Source organism: Chryseobacterium sp. 7, assembly GCF_003663845.1.
Taxonomy (GTDB): Bacteria; Bacteroidota; Bacteroidia; order Flavobacteriales; family Weeksellaceae; genus Chryseobacterium.
The window spans coordinates 3,546,249-3,563,799 of record NZ_RCCA01000001.1 but is presented as its reverse complement, the minus strand read 5'-3'; the positions used below and the strand labels follow the sequence as shown (position 1 = coordinate 3,563,799).

Below are 17,551 nucleotides of genomic sequence, written 5' to 3'. Positions count from 1 at the left end.
TTAAGAAAGATTCCAGAAATCTTTTATTAAGTTCAATAATAAATCAGGTCGTACTTTATCCATAGGATGTTTTGTATCCGGAAGTACGGCCAATTTTGCATTAGGAAGGCTTCTGTAAACTTTTACACTTTCCTCAATAGTAACCATATTGTCTTTATCACCCACCATAATTTGAACCGGAATATTAATTGAAGCCAAATTATTTTCCAAAGGAGGATTTTTACCTAAATCAATCATTAAATCAGCAATAGCAGGAAGAAGCTGTCTCCATTTTGTTCCGTGTTGTGATTCTAAAAGCTGAGCGTATTTCGGAATTTTTTCAAGAATAACATCCGGATTAAGCATTTTACTTTCTTTCAAAGCCTGTTCTTCAGTCCAGTCGAACTTTGTTCCCAGCGTGATAATAGAATTTACATTTTCAGGATTTTCTATGGCGTAGCAAAGTGCGATATAACCTCCCATGCTATGGCCAAAGATGAAAACATCCGTTAAGTTATTTGTTTTACAATATTCGGATAATTCCTGAGTGTACTTTTTAGTATTGATGCCATCTGCAGGAAGTTCCTGATTTCCGTGTCCTGAAAATAGAGGAGTATGTATCGTGAAATATCGGGACAGCGTATTCATATAAGGTTTAAAAATGTCGCTGTGACCTAAAGCTCCGTGTAGTAAAAGCAGATTGGGCATAGTTGTATAGTTTCCGGAAAATTAGGAAAAAGAATTGAATAGTGAAAATGGATTGGGTAGGAGAGTGAGTGTGTTTGAGAGTTATAGAGTCTGAGAGTTTGAGGACTCTGGTTTTTGATAATATTTTTGAAGATGATCTCTACACCTCGCATCCAGCATCAAACATCCACCGCCATTACCAAAACACTCACTCTGTTGTTCCCGGCATTTAAAATCTCCCAGGCAACCGATGAAACTGTATTTCCTGTTGTAAAAACATCATCAATCAGAAGAATATGCTTTCCTGTAATGGGTTGAGTGGCGGAAAATGTGTTGATAGATTCCAATCTGTGTTTCTTGTCTTTTAAAGCCTGTGCTTTTGAATAATGATTTCTTTTGATTAACTGGTGATCAAAAGGAATGTTGTAAAGTGAAGATAAAGTTTCTGTAAATAAATGAAGCTGATTATATCCCCGTTCCTTCAGCTTCTTGGGATGAAGAGGAACGCTTACCAGTAAATCAGGTTTTTCGTTGTTAAAATCCAGACGTTCTGCTGTCCAGTCAGCGAGAATCTTACCCGCTTTTTCCCGGCTTCGGTACTTTAGCTCATGAATAATTTTCCGGCTTAAGCCTTCTTCTTCGAACTGTATTAAAGAAAAAGCATTTTCGATCGGAAAGAATAAACTGCATTTTTCCTTAATCGGATTGTTTTCAAAATAATTGTAGTGGGTGAAATGAATCTGGCTAAAGCAAAGATCACATACTAAAAGTTCAGGACCAATGATTCTATTGCAGCGGATGCAGCGGTTCGGAAACAATAAATCTAATATCATGTGTGTGTTTTTACTAAGATATAAAATAATTGTCAATTTTTGCTCCGCAAAGTCAATGGTGAATTATTATTAACGCTAATGTTCGCAAAGGCATTTCATTTGGCAGAAGGAAAGCTTTTCCATACTCACAACCTCGCACCTTACACCTTGAATTCTGCATTAACTATTCACTCTTACACATCCTCAAAACTCCTCGTGATCTTCTCTACAGCATTCTTCATACTCAGATTAAAATGCTCCTTTTCCAGCCTTACCGGAGGCGCCTGTCTTACTTCACAATCTGCAATGCTGCAGGATTCACAGGTAACACCAACGTTGATGGTTTTTAAAGAAGGAGACTTAATGAAACTTATTTTTTTTATTGTTTGTGGATTGAGTAGAATACCGAGACAGTAGCTTCTGTTGCTCCCATCAGAAAAAGGATTTTTCTGTGAAGTGGAAATCACCAGATAGCTTATGCCCTGATCTTTATAATGGGAAATCTGAGCATCCGTCAGCGTTTCATTTTCTTTTAAATGGTCAAGGTTTTTTACAGCAATCCATCTTCTGCAATAATGTTCGTTGGTTGCATTGGCATGAGGAGCCTGCTGATGATTCAGGTGAAGCTCTTTTAAAATCTGAATTTTATCTGAATTTTTCTTTTTTACCAGGCACAAATAAAATAAATCTTTGATTCCCATTTCTGCCGAAAGGATATTAGTAAGTCGGTAATAAAACGTTTCCGGTGATCGGGTGAAACTGTTGATAAGGCTTTCGAAACTTTTGGGTTCCCATTTATTTTGCTGAAAAAGCTCTGAAGTTTTTTCAATGACAGGTTCTTTTGAAATTAGCAAAGCTCCTGCAAAATAGGATGCGTAAAAATTGTTCAGAATTTCCTCAAAACTCCCAAAATCAAGCCATGAATAGGTGTTGGGACGATTTTTTAACTCTAAAACATTAAATCCGATTTCCTTTGCAAGAATAAAAGTTTTCTGATCCTTTTCCAGTTTTTGATTCAGCAGCAATAATTTTTTCTCTGGAATAAAAAGAGAGCGTAGGTTATCCAAAGTTCCGTATTTCTCAAAATCTTCCGATTGAATAATATATCCGAATTTTTCTGTAAGAATCTTCTCCAGAATATCAGACTTTAAGTTTTTTTCGATTTTTAGTTGATTTTCCTTTGTAAACAGTTCAACTTTTTCCTCAATTTCCGGGAAATAATTATCGTACAATTCCTGAAATGATCTCAATACCGCAAAATAAAACCTTTCCTTTCCAAGATTATAATTCTGTGAAATTTCGATCAGTGCATTAATAAAAGCCGTTACTTTTTTGGGGGCATCACTGATAATACTGATGAGGTTATTTTTATTAATTCCGAATAGCTCCAGCGGAACTTCTTTAAAAAAATCAGATTGAAGAATTTCATTGAATGGAGCCAGACTTTTATCAAGCTTGGTAGAAACCAGATCATCAAAAGTGCAGTTCAGCGCTTCAGAAAGCTGAATGATTTTATCGTGCTTGGGATATTTTTTTCCGTTTTCAATTTCGTTGAGATAGGATTTTGACAATCCTGTCTTTACGGCAAGATCTTGAAGAGACCAGTTTTTCTTTTGTCTCTGCTGTTTCAGTTTTAGTCCGAAAACCGTTTTGATATAGTCGCTTTCTGAATTCATTACTCAAATATAAATAATTAGATGCGATTATTCGCATAATAAATTTTAAATAAATTTAGCGAACGTTCGCTATTTGTGAATATTTTTATTTATGTTTGTAATATCAAATCACAAAATCAATAAGTTATGGAAACTAAGACTCAATTGAAAATAAAGTCAGAGAAGCAGTTTGAAGAAATATTTACTCCGGATTTGGTAGATTTTCTGATTTCGCTTCATCAGAATTTCAATCATAAAAGACTTGAGCTTTTAGAAGAAAGAAAAAATACACAGAAGAATTTTGATAACGGAAATCTTCCTGAGTTTTTAAAAGAAACAGAAAACATCCGAAACGGAAACTGGGTATGCGCTCCGCTTCCTGATGATATGCTGGACAGAAGAGTAGAAATTACCGGGCCTGTTGACCGTAAAATGATCATCAATGCTTTAAATTCCGGAGCATCTACGTTTATGGCGGATTTTGAAGACAGCAGCTCGCCGGTGTGGGAAAACTGTATTCAGGGACAGATTAATCTTTCCGATGCTGTTAACCGCAGTATTGATTTTGTTAATGAAAAAGGAAAAGCTTATACCCTTAATGAAAAAACTGCTGTTTTGCAGGTTCGTCCACGTGGTCTTCATTTTCCGGAGAAACATATTGAAATCAATGGAGAGAAAGCTTCCGGTTCGCTGACAGATTTTGGAATGTATTTTTTCAGAAATGCAAAACAACTTTTGGAAAACGGCAGTGGTCCTTATTTTTATCTTCCAAAACTGGAACATTATAAAGAAGCCCGCTGGTGGAATGAAGTTTTTGTTTTTGCACAAAACTATCTGGGAATTCCAAAAGGAACCATTAAAGCCACTGTTTTAATAGAAACCATTACAGCTTCATTTCAGATTGAAGAAATTTTATTTGAGTTAAAAGAACATAGCGCAGGACTGAACTGCGGAAGATGGGATTATATTTTCTCTTATATTAAAAAATTCAGAAACCTTCCAGAATTCATTGTTCCGGACAGAGATCAGGTGACCATGACTTTTCCTTTTATGAGTGCCTATTCAAAAAGGGTAATCGAAATCTGCCACAAAAGAAATGTACATGCTATCGGCGGAATGGCTGCCCAGATTCCTGTAAAAGACAATGACGAAGCCAATACTATAGCTTTTGAAAAAGTAAAAAATGATAAAGAAAGGGAAGTGAAAAACGGCCATGACGGAACCTGGGTGGCACACCCGGCACTGGTAACTGTAGCAAAAGAAATTTTTGATCAGTATATGCCTTCCAAAAATCAGATCGATAAAAAATTTGAATATCATATAACGGAAAGTCAATTGCTTGAAATTCCAAAAGGAGATATTACTGAAAAAGGAGTCCGGAAAAATATCAACGTAGGAATTCTTTACCTTGAAAGCTGGCTTATGGGAACAGGTGCGGCAGCCATTTATAATCTGATGGAGGATGCAGCTACTGCAGAAATTTCAAGAACACAAATCTGGCAATGGCTGAAAAATGAAGCTGTACTGAGTGACGACAGAACTTTAACCCGAAGCATGGTGCTGCAATGGGAAAAAGAAGAAATGGACAATATTGAAAAGTATGTTGGAGAAAGCCGTTTCAGCAACGGAAAATTTAATCTTGCGAAAGAACTTTTCAATGAACTGATTTTCTGTGAAAAATTTGAAGAATTTCTTACCCTTAAAGCATATCCTTTTATTTAGTAAAAATGTTGGTTGCTGGTTTTATAGTTGCTGTTTGAAAACCCAATTATCAATTAACAATAACAATAGAACTGGCATCTGGCAACAAAATTACTTTCAAACTTAATCAAACAAAATCCAAATATTATGAAAACAAGACAAGAACAAATTCAGGCTATAGAGCAGGACTGGCTGACAAATCCACGTTGGAACGGTGTAAAAAGGCCATATACAGCAGAAGAAGTTTTAAAACTCCGTGGATCTTATACCATAGAGTATACGATAGCTACAGAAATGTCCAAAAAATTCTGGGATAAATTAAATACCCAGGATTATGTGGCAGGACTTGGTGCACTGACGGGTAATCAGGCAGTGCAGGAAGTGGACGCAGGGCTGGAAGCTATTTATCTTTCAGGCTGGCAGGTAGCTGCAGATGCTAATCTATCAGGGGAAATGTATCCGGATCAGTCGTTGTATCCTGCCAATTCAGTGCCTTCTGTAGTGAAAAAAATAAATAATGCACTGTTAAGAGCAGATCAGGTACAGTCTGTGAGCGGAGCCGGAAATAAAGAATATCTGGTGCCGATTATTGCTGATGCAGAAGCAGGTTTTGGTGGTAATCTCAACGCTTTTGAACTGATGAAACAGATGATTGAAGCGGGAGCAGCTGGAGTACATTTTGAAGACCAGCTTTCTTCAGCCAAAAAATGCGGTCACTTAGGCGGAAAAGTATTGGTGCCTACTCAGGAAGCGGTGAATAAACTGATTGCTGCCCGTCTGGCTGCCGATGTACTGGGAGTTCCAAGTCTTATTATTGCAAGAACAGATGCGGATGCAGCAGATTTACTGACTTCTGATATTGATGACAGGGATAAAAAATTCGTGACAGGAGAAAGAACTTCCGAAGGATTTTATGTAGTGAAAAACGGAGTAGAGCAGGGCATCGACAGAGGTTTGTCTTATGCACCCTACGCAGATCTGATCTGGATGGAAACCTCGAACCCTGATCTGGAGCAGGCAAGAAGATTTGCGGAAGGAATTCATGCCAAATTCCCCGGGAAGATGCTGGCTTATAACTGTTCACCTTCATTCAATTGGGCGGCAAGACTTAGCGTAGAGGAAATGTCTACTTTCAGGGAAGAGCTGGCTAAAATGGGTTACAAGTTCCAGTTTATTACCCTTGCAGGATTCCATGCTTTGAATACAGCAATGTTTGAATTGGCTTTAGCATATAAAGAAAGAGGAATGGCCGGATATTCCGAATTGCAGGAACGCGAATTTGCATTGCAGCAAAAAGGATTCAGAGCGGTGAAGCATCAGTCTTTTGTAGGAACAGGATATTTTGATGAAGTACAGAATATAGTTACCAATGGCTCTTCAGCTACCGTTGCAATGAAGGATTCTACGGAAACCGCACAATTCCATTAGTCATTTTTTCCATATTTTTTTGATGTTAAACCTTCTCTTTATGTGGGAAGGTTTTTCTTTATTTAAGGCTTTTTAAACTTATTTTTTATTTTATTTAAGATTCAAAATAATAAAGGAAGAAATATCACATCCTAAGTAATTGAAATTTGAATTATATTTGGGGACGAAAAAAATATTATTAAAAATGAATTTAATTAAAGTACTTTTTATTACATTAGGACTAACACTTACTGCAAATGCCGCAAATGCTCAACAGAAAGTTGGAAGTGTAAACACAGAGGAGGTTTTTGCAAGTTTATCTGAAGTAAAAACTATAGGAGCTACTATTGATAATCTAACGAAGACTAAGCAGACTGAAATTGAAAAGCTGATCAATGATTATCAGACTAAACTGAAAGCTGCTCAGGATAAAGAAAAAACGTTAAGCGAAGCAAATAAAGAAGCTGTAACTAAAGAATTAATTGCTGCACAAACAGAATTGCAGACTTTAGGCAAGAAGATTGAAGAAACAAGATCTCAGGCTGCTAAAGATATCTCTGCTAAACAAAATGAATTGCTTAGCCCGCTTCAGAAGAAAGTAAGAGATGCAATTTATGCAGTAGCAAAAGAAAGAAGCTTGAGCTTTGTGTTTGATACAGCAGCACAGGAATCTAATAACCTTCTTTATACTGACGGAAGTGAAGATATCACTAATATAGTAAAAAGCAAGTTAGGTGGTACAGCAGCTCCTGCTAAACCAGCTGGGAAATCTAAATAAGAATTTCAAATAGACCCAAAATAAAAACGGAATCAGAGAATATCTGGTTCCGTTTTTTATAATAGTCTTAAGTCTTTATAATAAGATATGAGATTTTAATTATTATATAGCAATATGCTTTCATTCCTAATATTATTCTCGAACATATTTTTGAATTTAATCATATCTTCTTTGCCTATTTTATTTTCGTCAAAAAGCCATCTGCAAAGTAAATATCCATTGCCATATAAAATAATATTGGGCTCAATATCTCCTTTTAAAACAGCTGCTTCATAAAATGATGGATTAAACAAATAGGTAGTTTCTGTATATTCGACTTTTGTTTTGCTAAAATTCAAAAAAACAGGTATTGTATTTTCTTCCAAATAAAGTTCATTTAAATTGTACATTGGATAATTGAATATCGGCCTTCTGTATGCATTAAAAAGCTCTTTATTGATGGTTAAATAGTTTATATTTTCAGGATTGCAGGAGACGGAGCTTTCTGCAGTTAGTTCCCCGATACAATTATTAAAATTGGGATGCACAGAATCTCTGAATAAAAAGCCTACATGATTATTTTTACCCAAAAAATTCCTTTGTGTTTTTAGTAATGAGCAGATTACCAAACTTTTGATATTGATGTGATTTAGCTTTTGTATATCTAATCTGATTAAAGAATCTGTTGTTAATGGTTTTTTCTTTTTTAAATAGTAATTATATTCAAGGTTGCAGATATTTTTTATCCATAAATATTCATTAGTGCTATCTATATTATTTTCAACTCCATGGTTGAATTTTTGTTCAAAAAAAGAATAATCGTTATTAAACTTTTTTAATAGGCTGGAATTTCTTGTCCTGCAATATTCATCAAAATCATAAAATCCCAATACATATTCCGGATTGATATATTTCCTTATCAGACTGTCACTGATTTTATCGAGGCAATGTCTGTCACAAATAATATGGTTTATACAAAGAAAAACATAGCTTATATTGGAAAGATTGAATATAAATACCTTAAGTAAGGGAGCAGATAATTCTGAATATCTGTAATCGGTATGAAATGAGTCAAAAAAATGATCTATTTCTGTAATATTATTTACATTGAAAATTTTAATGTCAAAATAGGATGCCGAAATAGTATTTCTGAGAATTAATCCTTCACTATTTCTCACAAAAATAGTTCTTAAAATAGATTGTTCATTTATCAGCTCAAAATATACCTTCTCAAATTTGTCGAGATTAAGATTCCTGAAATCTAATCTGGTGATCATCCAGGTACTTCCTAATGCAGAATACTTATGATAATCCTGAATTTGTCTTAGAAAAGGTAGTTTTTCACCATCTTTTAAAGCAAAATTATTCATTTTCAGGAGCAGTTGTTAAATATTGTTTTAGTAGGAAAGATTTTAGCAGATCAACTATTGTATCACTGTTATCATCATTAATACCTTCAATCTGTTCAGGTGAGAAGCTTTTATATTTTAGTTTTAGTGTTTTAAGCTGTTTATCATTTTTATGCAAATAAGTGGGAACATAGTGTAATGATCCTATAGGAAGAAAATTAGGTTGTAGAATAATATCATTTTCAATGTCTTCAACAAGCCCGTTTTCAGTTATTTTTGATTCTGCAAAAATAAGATAAGGATTAACATGAAGCTTTAACTTGCCAAATGCATCATTATCAAGCTGAACAGCTTCTATGCTTTTCAGTATATTCGTTTTTTCAAAATTTTTAAATTGTTCAAGATCAGCCGAAGATTTAATGATATTATCTTTTTCAATGGCTTTCTTGAGTTCTTTCAATAAACTTCTTACAATCATCATGCTTGTGTTGGCATGCAGAAGTTTCAGATTGATTTCATCAGTAAATAAATCTAATTTCAAATCACTCATGGCTATATCTTTTTTTCATGGATTAGGTTAATAATTTTTTCATAATAATAAGGAAATTCCTTCCATAGATAATATGATACAATTTTGGCATTATTGTATGCTAATTTGTATGCCCCAAGTAAATGAATATAATGGGTTTGGTGTGCATTGTGGAAGTTGATAAGCTCTTGAAAAATATGTTCTTTGGACTTGGAACTGTCAATAAGAACTTCTACATTAAGCTCCTTTTCTCGGGCCATGCATAGAAATAAATATTGCTCAAAAAAACAAGGAAATGCATTTTTATTGATTAAAAAATCTGTGTTCCCGATTACATTAAAATTTTTGTCTACTATTTCCCTGGCCAGTTTTGCATATTCCTGAAAGAATGTAAAATTATTTCCACCTATAATACCTGCATTGTACTGAGAGGCATCTCCGGTTTTATTATAATATGATTTGATAACATCAGGAATATATTCAAGGCGGGAATATAGTTCTTTTAAATTTCCTTCATGGTAGCCTGCATCCTGCTCAAGCTGTTGGGATATAAGTGCTGCGTTTTCAATTTTTTCCGGAAATCTCTCCCAGATAAATACATCAGCATCCGCATGGATGAAGGGTTCCTGTTGTATTTCAAATGCATAAATTTTTCCCAGCGCCCAGATGTTTTTGGGGTTGGGATATTTATCATTCAATTCATCTAGTTTCAAAGATACATTGTCGTAGGGTAGTTCTAAAGTATCAATCAATATTTCTTTGCCTAAGGTATCAGTAACGAGATCAACTTTATAAAATTTTTTAAACCGCAGGCAGCTTAATGCCCAGCTCATATAATTAAATGTTCGATGGCTCCATCCACCGGAGTTTAAGAAAAAAGATCTCTGGAATGGTAGGGTTTTGACCAAAAGCTTTGGACTATTTTCATGGGGTACTATTAGTTTATTTTTATTAATTAAGAAGAGACATTATGTGCTCAGGCTGGATAGCTGAAACAGGTAAATACTGATTGTGAAATTCTTCAATATCCAACGGCATTTCATATAATTCCTTTACGGTAATTAATTCCTGTTGTTGTATTGCAGCAATGCATTTCACCATGGCTCCTTGCCACCAATAGCGCGGATGATAATTTCTGGCATCTATTCCTGAACCACAATATACAATTAATGAAGGAATCTGCTGCTTAGCTCTTCTTTTATTATTTAACAGTTCAAAATAAATTCCATTAGCAAGATGCATCATACCCGTACAAGGTCCGATAATTGAGGAAATTGCAGGACTAGCCATAATAGCCATTTCTTTTCTGATATTCATTCCATTGACCGATATAACTCTATTGTATTCCGATGAGGTCAAATAAGGATGCAGACTGCTTCTTTTTCCTATATTTTGATAATCAAACAGAACAATTTGGTTTTTAGGGTTGGCCAAAATTAATTGAATTAATGACAATGTTTTAGAAAAATCTAACGTTTTCTCTGAAAAAGAAGATTCATCAAATATGATAAAAAGGTTGTTTCCTTTATAGTGTCCATTCTCTATTAGCCATTCATCGGCAGCATTTATTTCTTCTTCAGATAAGTAAATTTCTTTGTGGGTCTGTCTTTTTAGTTGTTTGATCATCTGAATTTTTTTCTCAATTCCTAATGTATTTTTAAGAAGATGATTTATATCCCACGGGTATTTTATTTTAAGATTGTTAAAATCTGTATTGGGAGCAAAACGGTATATTTTTTTTTCTGAAAATGTATCTGGATGCTGCTGGTAAAAATGTAATAATCCCAGAATTGAATTTTGATGACAAATAACAGTATCAAATGACTCAATATTTAAAGCATCCCAGTTCAAAGGAATAATATGAATTCCCGGAAAGGGTTCTGATGTAAAAATCTGGATGACTTTATTATAAAAAAGATCATTTCCGCATGCAATAGTAACCGTACTGTCTGTTTTTGATTGTAGCTGCCTTATTGATGAGAGCCACATATGAGTATCACCAATATAAAATTCCCTGAGATGATCATCCAAGATAATGATATTTTTTACCGGTTTCATTTCATTAAGGGAATTTCTCTTAATGATCTCATTCATAACATTTGGGAAGAATAACTCCTGTTCACAAGCCTGGCTCAATGTTTCTTCTTTCTCATAAAGGTATAATAAATCTTTAATCATAGAAATGGAAAAGTATACGACCTTCTGGGGCTGAGAATAAGCTTTTGCTTTTAAAATTTTTTCTGATTCTCTCTTTAGTGTTTCCACAAAAAAAATAGTGTTATATCTGCTGTAGTCAATATCATTAATTTTTTGGGATATAATGGAAATATTTTTATTGATTAAAATAGAAATACCTGATTTTTCAATAATTTTATGCAATAGTCCTAGCTGATCATTGATAATAAATTCATTATCCGGATATTGTGAAATAGTAGAGATAAGCGTTCTGATGATCCTTAAATCAAGTTCTCCATTGAGCACAAAATAAGAAGAATCAAATGACAAAAGTATTTTTTCACCATTTTCAATGCAAGAAAAGAGATTTTTTAAATTAGACATATTAAATTTGAGTTAATGTAATTCGGTATTGGTTAAGAGATTTTCATGAATCTTGATTATCGTTTTGTTATGAACTTTATAGACAGCGTCCAGATCCTTCAGTAAATTATGTCTGTGAGTCACAATAATAATAATGGAGTCTGAATATTTTCTTTTTAAGGTTTCCACAATTTTCTTTTCCAGCTGGATATCCAAAGCAGAGGTAGCCTCATCAAAGATTATAAGGGAAGGTTTTTTTAATAAAGCTCTGGCAATAGAGACTCTTTGTTTTTGTCCGTCAGAAATAACAGTAGTATAATTACTGATATGGGTTTGCATCCCATCTTTCTTTTCAGCAATAACATTGATTAACTCTGAATCTGAAATGATTTCTTCTAAAATATCAGATTTCGGAATAGATGAGCCGTAAGAAATATTGTTTTCTATAGTATCATTGAACAATTGATTTTCTCTTTCTATTAAAGCAATGTGTTGTGACCAGTTTCCGAAGGATTCTATATCTATACCATTGCAAATAATGTTGCCAGTACCTGCTTTTTCCAGGTTACACAGTAAATTAATTATTGAGCTTTTTCCACTACCGCTTTCTCCTATAATTCCGTATAATTTTCCTTTTTCAAAGGTGAGGTTTAAATTTTCTAAAACAGTTTTTTTACCATAAGAAAAAGAAACATCTCTGAATTCTATTTTGCTTATAGAAGTGTTTTCTTCATAATGCATTTTTAGTTGCTTGACTTTGGCTTCATCCGGATTTTCATTACTGATATGTTTATAAATTCTTTCCATAGATACCCTTGCTTTTTCAAAATCATTATAACTGTTTGATAAGCTGATTACAGGATTATATATTCTGTTCAAATACTGGATAAATGCAATGAGAGAACCTACCGTCAGCTCAGATTGAAATACCATTTTACCCCCTACAAGCAAGACAATTACAGGGCCAATTGCTATGAAAAACGTTGTGGTATTCTTACTGAAAGCATTATATAAAGAAGCTTTGATGCTTACTTTAATTAATTTTTCATGCATTCTTGTTGCTCTTCCTTTTTCATAATCTGCTGTTCCGTAGGAGAGTATGACTCTTATGTTGTTGATGCAATTCATAAGATAATCATAGATCTTACTTTCTTCCACCTGAATTTCAGAAAAGGTTTTCCTTACATAGGGAACAAACAATTTCAAACAGATAATGATAAACGGAATAATCGTTAAGCTTACCCACGTCAATTTTACATTTAATGCAAAAAGCATAAAAAGTACACTGATAACAGTAAATAAATTGTTCAGAAAAGCCAGCACCAGAGAAGACATCATATTCTGAATATTCCCGATATCATTGGTGAGTAAGAAAACAATTTCCCCGGATTTATTTTCACGGAAGAAATTTAAATTCTTTTTTAAGATTTTACTGAATACATCTACTCTTATATCAGCAATGATATCCTTGCTTATCTTGGTGTAGGCTATATCTGATAATATCCCTATACCAATCCTTACGATATAGATTAAAACTAAAATACCCAAGGTGCTAATCAGATAGCTATATGTTTTGTGAGGAAAAATATCATCAATAATTATTTTGAGGACATAAGGAGATGCTAAAGAACAAACGCTGCTAATGATCATTAACAGGAGCAGAACTACCTGTAACTTCATATGCGTTTTCATAAAGGATAAAAAATATTTGAACATTGAAATGGTTAAAAGTTTAATAAAACAAACTTAAAATTTTTTTTTTAATTTTAATTTCATTATTCTTGCCTAATGTTTTAGATTTTTTTAATACATTTAACAAAAACAATAACCTTTGATGAAATTCGCCAAATTAATAGTGATTTGCTGTCTATTCCACTTTTTTCATGCCGTAAACGGACAGGTTAGAGCATACTATAAAAGTGAGGTAATCACCCCAATATATTCTGTTATCAGTAAAGAGAAGAACTCTAGTTTTTTCTTTCCGGTATATAATAATTTTCCAAGTAAAAATACTTCATTTAAGGTAACCAAGAATACCGAAGTATTCATTCCTGAAAACATTAAAGACCGTTTCAAAGAGCCTGTTTCATTGTTCTTCAGATACTATACTAAAAACATAGGACAAATTCATTTATATACAATAACCAATAACGATCAGCGTAAAGAAGTTAATATTAATCCTAATCCCGCTGATGGTTACGGACTTCCCACAATTGCAAGTTTAAACCTTGATAAGGATGCTTATCTGAAAAAAATTGAAATTCAGTTTGAGGTTAAAGAAAAAGAACTTCCTTATGAATTGGTATTTTCATCATTGGACCTGGTGAATTATAAAATAAAAGATGAAATTTCACCTTCCTCTGTTTTTCAAAAAAAACCATTTGATAATAGCCAATATACCAGCCAGCAAAAATCTAATCCTTTTCAATCTCATGGTGAATTGGCATCTTTTCCTGAAAATGTTACTAACGAAAACTTTAAAGGACGTATTGATGTAGATAATGTAGGGAAGATTGACAATAAAGAATTATTGGCAGAAACTATATTGCTTTTATTGGAAGATTATCCTTTTTATAAAGAAAAAGAAATTGATAAAAACAGCTTTTTAAAATCAAGTAAACAGTTTCTTGATCGCAATATCTATTTATCTAAATGTGAATTTGTTGATTCCATCAACAGTTATTTGAACCGTACTATTAGTGATCCCCATTTTAAAATAAGATCTGCCTGTGAGAAGCCTAAGAGAACTACGCCGGTATACACCTATCGGATAGGAGATAAATATGTTGTATCAGCAATATTTGATGAAGAATTGCAGAAAAAAATACCTGTTGGAAGTGCTTTGTTGAAAATAAATGGTCGTGCTCTTACAAAGAATATGGATTATAAGGAAATTAATGATGAATTATTAAAGCAACCTGTAAAAAGTTATATGAGCCTGGACTTTATAAGACCATCGGGAGAATCTGATAATGTGACGTACTTTATTAAAGATAAATATGAAATACCTGAGAATTTCAAGCCCAGAAATTTATATCTAAAGAAAATAAATGATTCTCTGGTTTATTTTAAGATTAATAAAATTACCTATGAATTGAATACAGCTTATCTTAATAATCTTGATCTTATTAATTCTTCAAAAGGATTGGTACTGGATTTAAGAGGGTGTACCGGAGGTGATTTTCTAGCCGCATCACAGTTTCTTTCTTATTTTATCGGTAATGAGTTTGTCTTTTTTAATTACGGTTATGATAAAGCAGGTGAAAAAGAGTCAGTAATCGTGAATGAATCAAAAAATACATCCTATAACTATCATAAAAAAGGAAAGATAGTTGTGCTGGTAGATGCAGATACAGCTTGTGTTGCAGAAATGATTGCACATGCTCTCGTAAAATATAGGAAAGATACCACACACATTGTGAGCAAAGACAAGCACACGGCAGGAGCTTTATCCTTTGCTTATGAAATATATTTGCCTGAAGGTGTAACTGTCATTACTAATGCTTTGGGAGACAAAAGAAAAATATTCTTAGATGAGAAAATCATTGAAGATAAAGGAATAAAACCAGATTTATTTATTGAAATACAATCTGTTGAAGATTTACAGCCCTATAAAGACAAAGTGCTTGAAAAAGCCATTTCAAATTTTTTATTATGAAAAGAATGAGTAAAGACATGTTCAGTTAAAATCAGAATTGCCAGGAATCGGTAAGATGATACCGGATTCTGCTCTAGCTCTTAAATTATTGTAAAACAAATTAATTTATTATGAAAAAAGAATTAGTAAAACCAAGCCCTATTAAAGAAAGAGTTGCCAAAGAGGTAGAATCACTTTGCGATGGATATTCTTGTGGAACGTTTGCCGGTTTTCCACCTTACGGAGATACAGCAGATGATACAGACATTTTATTCTAACCAAAACATTATTGTTTAACAAAACCAAATTTTTTTATTATGAAAAAAGAGTTAATAAAGCCAAATTCTATCAAAGATAGAGCGGCTAAAGAAGTAGAGTCGCTTTGTGACGGATTTACTTGCGGATCATTTTTCGGAAGTCCTAATGCGGATACAGGAGATGATACAGAAATCTTATTCTAACCATTTAATCATTGTATAACAATTAAATTTTTATTATGAAAAAAGAATTAGTAAAACCAAATTCAATTAAGGAAAGAGTAGCTAAGGAAATAGAATCACTTTGTGATGGGTTTTCTTGCGGAACATTTATGGGAAGTCCTAGTGGAGACACAGGAGACGATACAGAAATTTTATTCTAATCCTTAGATTATAAGTCAAACCAATCAAACCTTTTATTATGAAAAAAGAGTTAATAAAGCCAAATTCAATCAAAGAGAGAGCGGCTAAAGAAGTAGAATCACTTTGCGACGGATTTACTTGCGGATCATTCTTCGGAAGTCCTAATGGTGATACGGGAGATGATACAGAAATTTTGTTCTAATCATTAAACACAATTTTATGAAAAAAGAGTTAGTAAAACCAAATTCAATCAAAGAGAGAGCGGCTAAAGAAGTAGAATCACTTTGTGAAGCATTCTCCTGTATGTCATTTACGGGAAACCCTCAGGGTGACACTGGTGGAGATACCAGTGGAGACACTGAAATTCTTTTCTAAAAATTTGTAAATAGGGCTGTATTTACTTAAAATTACTAAAATCACTAATCTAATTATTATGTCACTAATTAAAAATAACCCTTTTAATATCCTGGTGCCTGTTGAGGAAAGAGAAGAGTTTTTGCTATATAATACTCTTACGGGCGGCCTGGATGTACTTACTTATAATGATGGCATTCAACTGAGTGGCATAGCAATGATGAAACATGCGGATTCTGAAAATTATTCTCAGGATTTTATTAATGACCTGTCTGAAAAAGAATATTTGATAGACAGTGATTTTGATGTTTTAAATTTATTGGAAAAAAATGTAAATGATACCCAGTTTAAAAATGCAGGAGTCATCAATCTTACCATTGGTACTACTATCACCTGTAATATGGGATGTTCTTACTGTTTTGAATTTATAAAACCCAATCATACCCTTAAGGATGACAAGGTTAAAAAAGGAATCGTAGACTACATTAGTCAGATAGTTACCAATTCTGGAAAAAAAGTTCATACCCTTTCTGTAACCTGGTACGGAGGTGAGCCTTTGATTAATGTGAAAGCCATAGAAGATTTGTCTGTAGATTTAAGAAATCTGGCACAGACTTTTAACCTAAAGTATGACGCAAATGTTATTACCAATGGCATATATCTGAATAAAAAAAATGCGGATATGCTTATCAGAAGTGGTGTGAAAACAGCTCAGATAACGATAGACGGAGCTAGAGACGTTCATGATAGAAAAAGACCTTTAAAACAGACAAAAGGAGAAAATTATTTTAAAATACTGCGAAATATTGCAGAAATAGACAGCAAAGAGCTAAGCTTTACCATTAGGCTCAATATTGATAAGGAGGTGGCAGAGAGTATTCCTACTCTTCTTGATGACTTTTATGAATATGGAATATGGCCCCAGAAAAATACCCAGATTCATTTTGATCCGGCATGGTTAAGATCTTATGAAGAAATAGATCTGTCCGAAGAAGAAGGAAACAAGCGAATGAGTGTGGATGAATATTTTGAATTTAAACAAAATTTCAGACTTGAATTAATCAGCAGATATAATGACTGGGCTTCAGAATTAAACAGAAAGACTGCAAAGCTAAAATGGGATTTACCAATGTATCAGTCTACTTGTGCTACATGGGCATCACCTATCAGCCTAGTTATAGATCCTAACGGCTATGTACACAAATGCTGGGAAACTATTCATGATGATTCCAAAGCACCTACAAATGTCTTTGAACCTTATAACCCTGACAGATTTCAGAAATATTCTGCTTTTAATAGATATACCCACAGCGATGTATGCAGAAACTGCAGCTATCTTCCAATTTGTGATAAGATTTCATGTTCATATGAAGCCATAAAAAAAGCAGTACCAGAATGTACACCATGGAAATATAAGTTGGAGAACTATCTAAAAACACAATACCTGAGAATGTCTGAACAACCGGAAACGATAACGGCGCCACAGAGAACAGATTCCTTTAATTCCGGACATTCTAATAAATAAT

General features: G+C 33.5%; 18 protein-coding genes. 10 read left to right on the top strand and 8 right to left on the bottom strand.

Annotated elements, in window-relative coordinates; all coding sequences use genetic code 11:
- The 3 genes from CLU97_RS16305 to CLU97_RS16295 all read right to left on the bottom strand — a co-directional run bounded on the left by CLU97_RS16305 (position 1) and on the right by CLU97_RS16295 (position 3,154).
- The gene (locus tag CLU97_RS16305; RefSeq protein ID WP_121488866.1) at positions 1-687 is read right to left on the bottom strand and encodes an alpha/beta fold hydrolase; all 687 of its coding nucleotides are present in this window, start codon (positions 685-687) and stop codon (positions 1-3) included.
- A gap of 158 nt (positions 688-845) precedes the next feature.
- A complete protein-coding gene (locus CLU97_RS16300; protein WP_121488865.1) occupies positions 846-1,499 on the bottom strand; it encodes a ComF family protein in 654 nt (217 codons plus the stop codon).
- Positions 1,500-1,672: 173 nt separating this feature from the next.
- Entirely contained in the window at positions 1,673-3,154 is a 1,482-nt protein-coding gene (locus CLU97_RS16295) for a helix-turn-helix domain-containing protein (RefSeq protein ID WP_121488864.1), read from the bottom strand.
- A gap of 126 nt (positions 3,155-3,280) precedes the next feature.
- Here CLU97_RS16295 and aceB point away from each other — a divergent pair, with 126 nt between their 5' ends.
- From aceB to CLU97_RS16280, 3 genes are all read left to right on the top strand, one after another.
- On the top strand, positions 3,281-4,855 hold the full coding sequence (aceB, locus tag CLU97_RS16290) for a malate synthase A (RefSeq protein WP_121488863.1): 1,575 nt from the start codon (positions 3,281-3,283) through the stop codon (positions 4,853-4,855).
- Between the two features lie 126 nt (positions 4,856-4,981).
- Positions 4,982-6,262, top strand: coding sequence for an isocitrate lyase (aceA, locus tag CLU97_RS16285; RefSeq protein WP_121488862.1), 1,281 nt, complete (start codon positions 4,982-4,984; stop codon positions 6,260-6,262).
- A 184-nt stretch (positions 6,263-6,446) separates the two neighbouring features.
- On the top strand, positions 6,447-7,019 hold the full coding sequence (locus tag CLU97_RS16280; RefSeq protein WP_121488861.1) for an OmpH family outer membrane protein: 573 nt from the start codon (positions 6,447-6,449) through the stop codon (positions 7,017-7,019).
- Positions 7,020-7,114: 95 nt separating this feature from the next.
- Here the strand turns inward: CLU97_RS16280 and CLU97_RS16275 are convergent, their stop codons facing one another.
- The 5 genes from CLU97_RS16275 to CLU97_RS16255 all read right to left on the bottom strand — a co-directional run bounded on the left by CLU97_RS16275 (position 7,115) and on the right by CLU97_RS16255 (position 13,094).
- Positions 7,115-8,176, bottom strand: a complete 1,062-nt coding sequence (locus CLU97_RS16275) for a hypothetical protein (RefSeq protein WP_183084594.1) — start codon at positions 8,174-8,176, stop codon at positions 7,115-7,117.
- 184 nt (positions 8,177-8,360) lie between these two features.
- On the bottom strand, positions 8,361-8,897 hold the full coding sequence (locus CLU97_RS16270) for a hypothetical protein (protein WP_121488859.1): 537 nt from the start codon (positions 8,895-8,897) through the stop codon (positions 8,361-8,363).
- 2 nt (positions 8,898-8,899) lie between these two features.
- A complete protein-coding gene (locus tag CLU97_RS16265; RefSeq protein WP_317125988.1) occupies positions 8,900-9,784 on the bottom strand; it encodes a DUF6734 family protein in 885 nt (294 codons plus the stop codon).
- Between the two features lie 43 nt (positions 9,785-9,827).
- Entirely contained in the window at positions 9,828-11,435 is a 1,608-nt protein-coding gene (locus CLU97_RS16260; RefSeq protein ID WP_121488857.1) for a hypothetical protein, read from the bottom strand.
- Between the two features lie 12 nt (positions 11,436-11,447).
- On the bottom strand, positions 11,448-13,094 hold the full coding sequence (locus tag CLU97_RS16255) for an ABC transporter ATP-binding protein (RefSeq protein ID WP_183084593.1): 1,647 nt from the start codon (positions 13,092-13,094) through the stop codon (positions 11,448-11,450).
- A 154-nt stretch (positions 13,095-13,248) separates the two neighbouring features.
- On the opposite strand from CLU97_RS16255, the gene CLU97_RS16250 reads away from it, so the two are divergent.
- The 7 genes from CLU97_RS16250 (at position 13,249) to CLU97_RS16245 (ending at position 17,550) form a co-directional block, all read left to right on the top strand.
- A complete protein-coding gene (locus CLU97_RS16250) occupies positions 13,249-15,072 on the top strand; it encodes a S41 family peptidase (protein ID WP_121488855.1) in 1,824 nt (607 codons plus the stop codon).
- Between the two features lie 110 nt (positions 15,073-15,182).
- A complete protein-coding gene (locus tag CLU97_RS23770) occupies positions 15,183-15,329 on the top strand; it encodes a hypothetical protein (RefSeq protein WP_183084592.1) in 147 nt (48 codons plus the stop codon).
- Positions 15,330-15,368: 39 nt separating this feature from the next.
- A complete protein-coding gene (locus CLU97_RS23765; protein ID WP_183084591.1) occupies positions 15,369-15,512 on the top strand; it encodes a hypothetical protein in 144 nt (47 codons plus the stop codon).
- A gap of 35 nt (positions 15,513-15,547) precedes the next feature.
- On the top strand, positions 15,548-15,691 hold the full coding sequence (locus tag CLU97_RS23760; protein ID WP_183084590.1) for a hypothetical protein: 144 nt from the start codon (positions 15,548-15,550) through the stop codon (positions 15,689-15,691).
- A gap of 38 nt (positions 15,692-15,729) precedes the next feature.
- Positions 15,730-15,873: a hypothetical protein gene (locus CLU97_RS23755; RefSeq protein WP_183084589.1), complete on the top strand. Its 144-nt coding sequence runs from the start codon at positions 15,730-15,732 to the stop codon at positions 15,871-15,873.
- A 17-nt stretch (positions 15,874-15,890) separates the two neighbouring features.
- Complete coding sequence (locus CLU97_RS23750) at positions 15,891-16,046, top strand: hypothetical protein (protein ID WP_183084588.1); 156 nt, start codon at positions 15,891-15,893, stop codon at positions 16,044-16,046.
- Positions 16,047-16,104: 58 nt separating this feature from the next.
- Positions 16,105-17,550 (top strand): radical SAM/SPASM domain-containing protein, encoded by a 1,446-nt coding sequence (locus CLU97_RS16245; RefSeq protein WP_121488854.1) that lies wholly within the window; start codon positions 16,105-16,107, stop codon positions 17,548-17,550.
- Position 17,551: the final 1 nt, after the last annotated feature.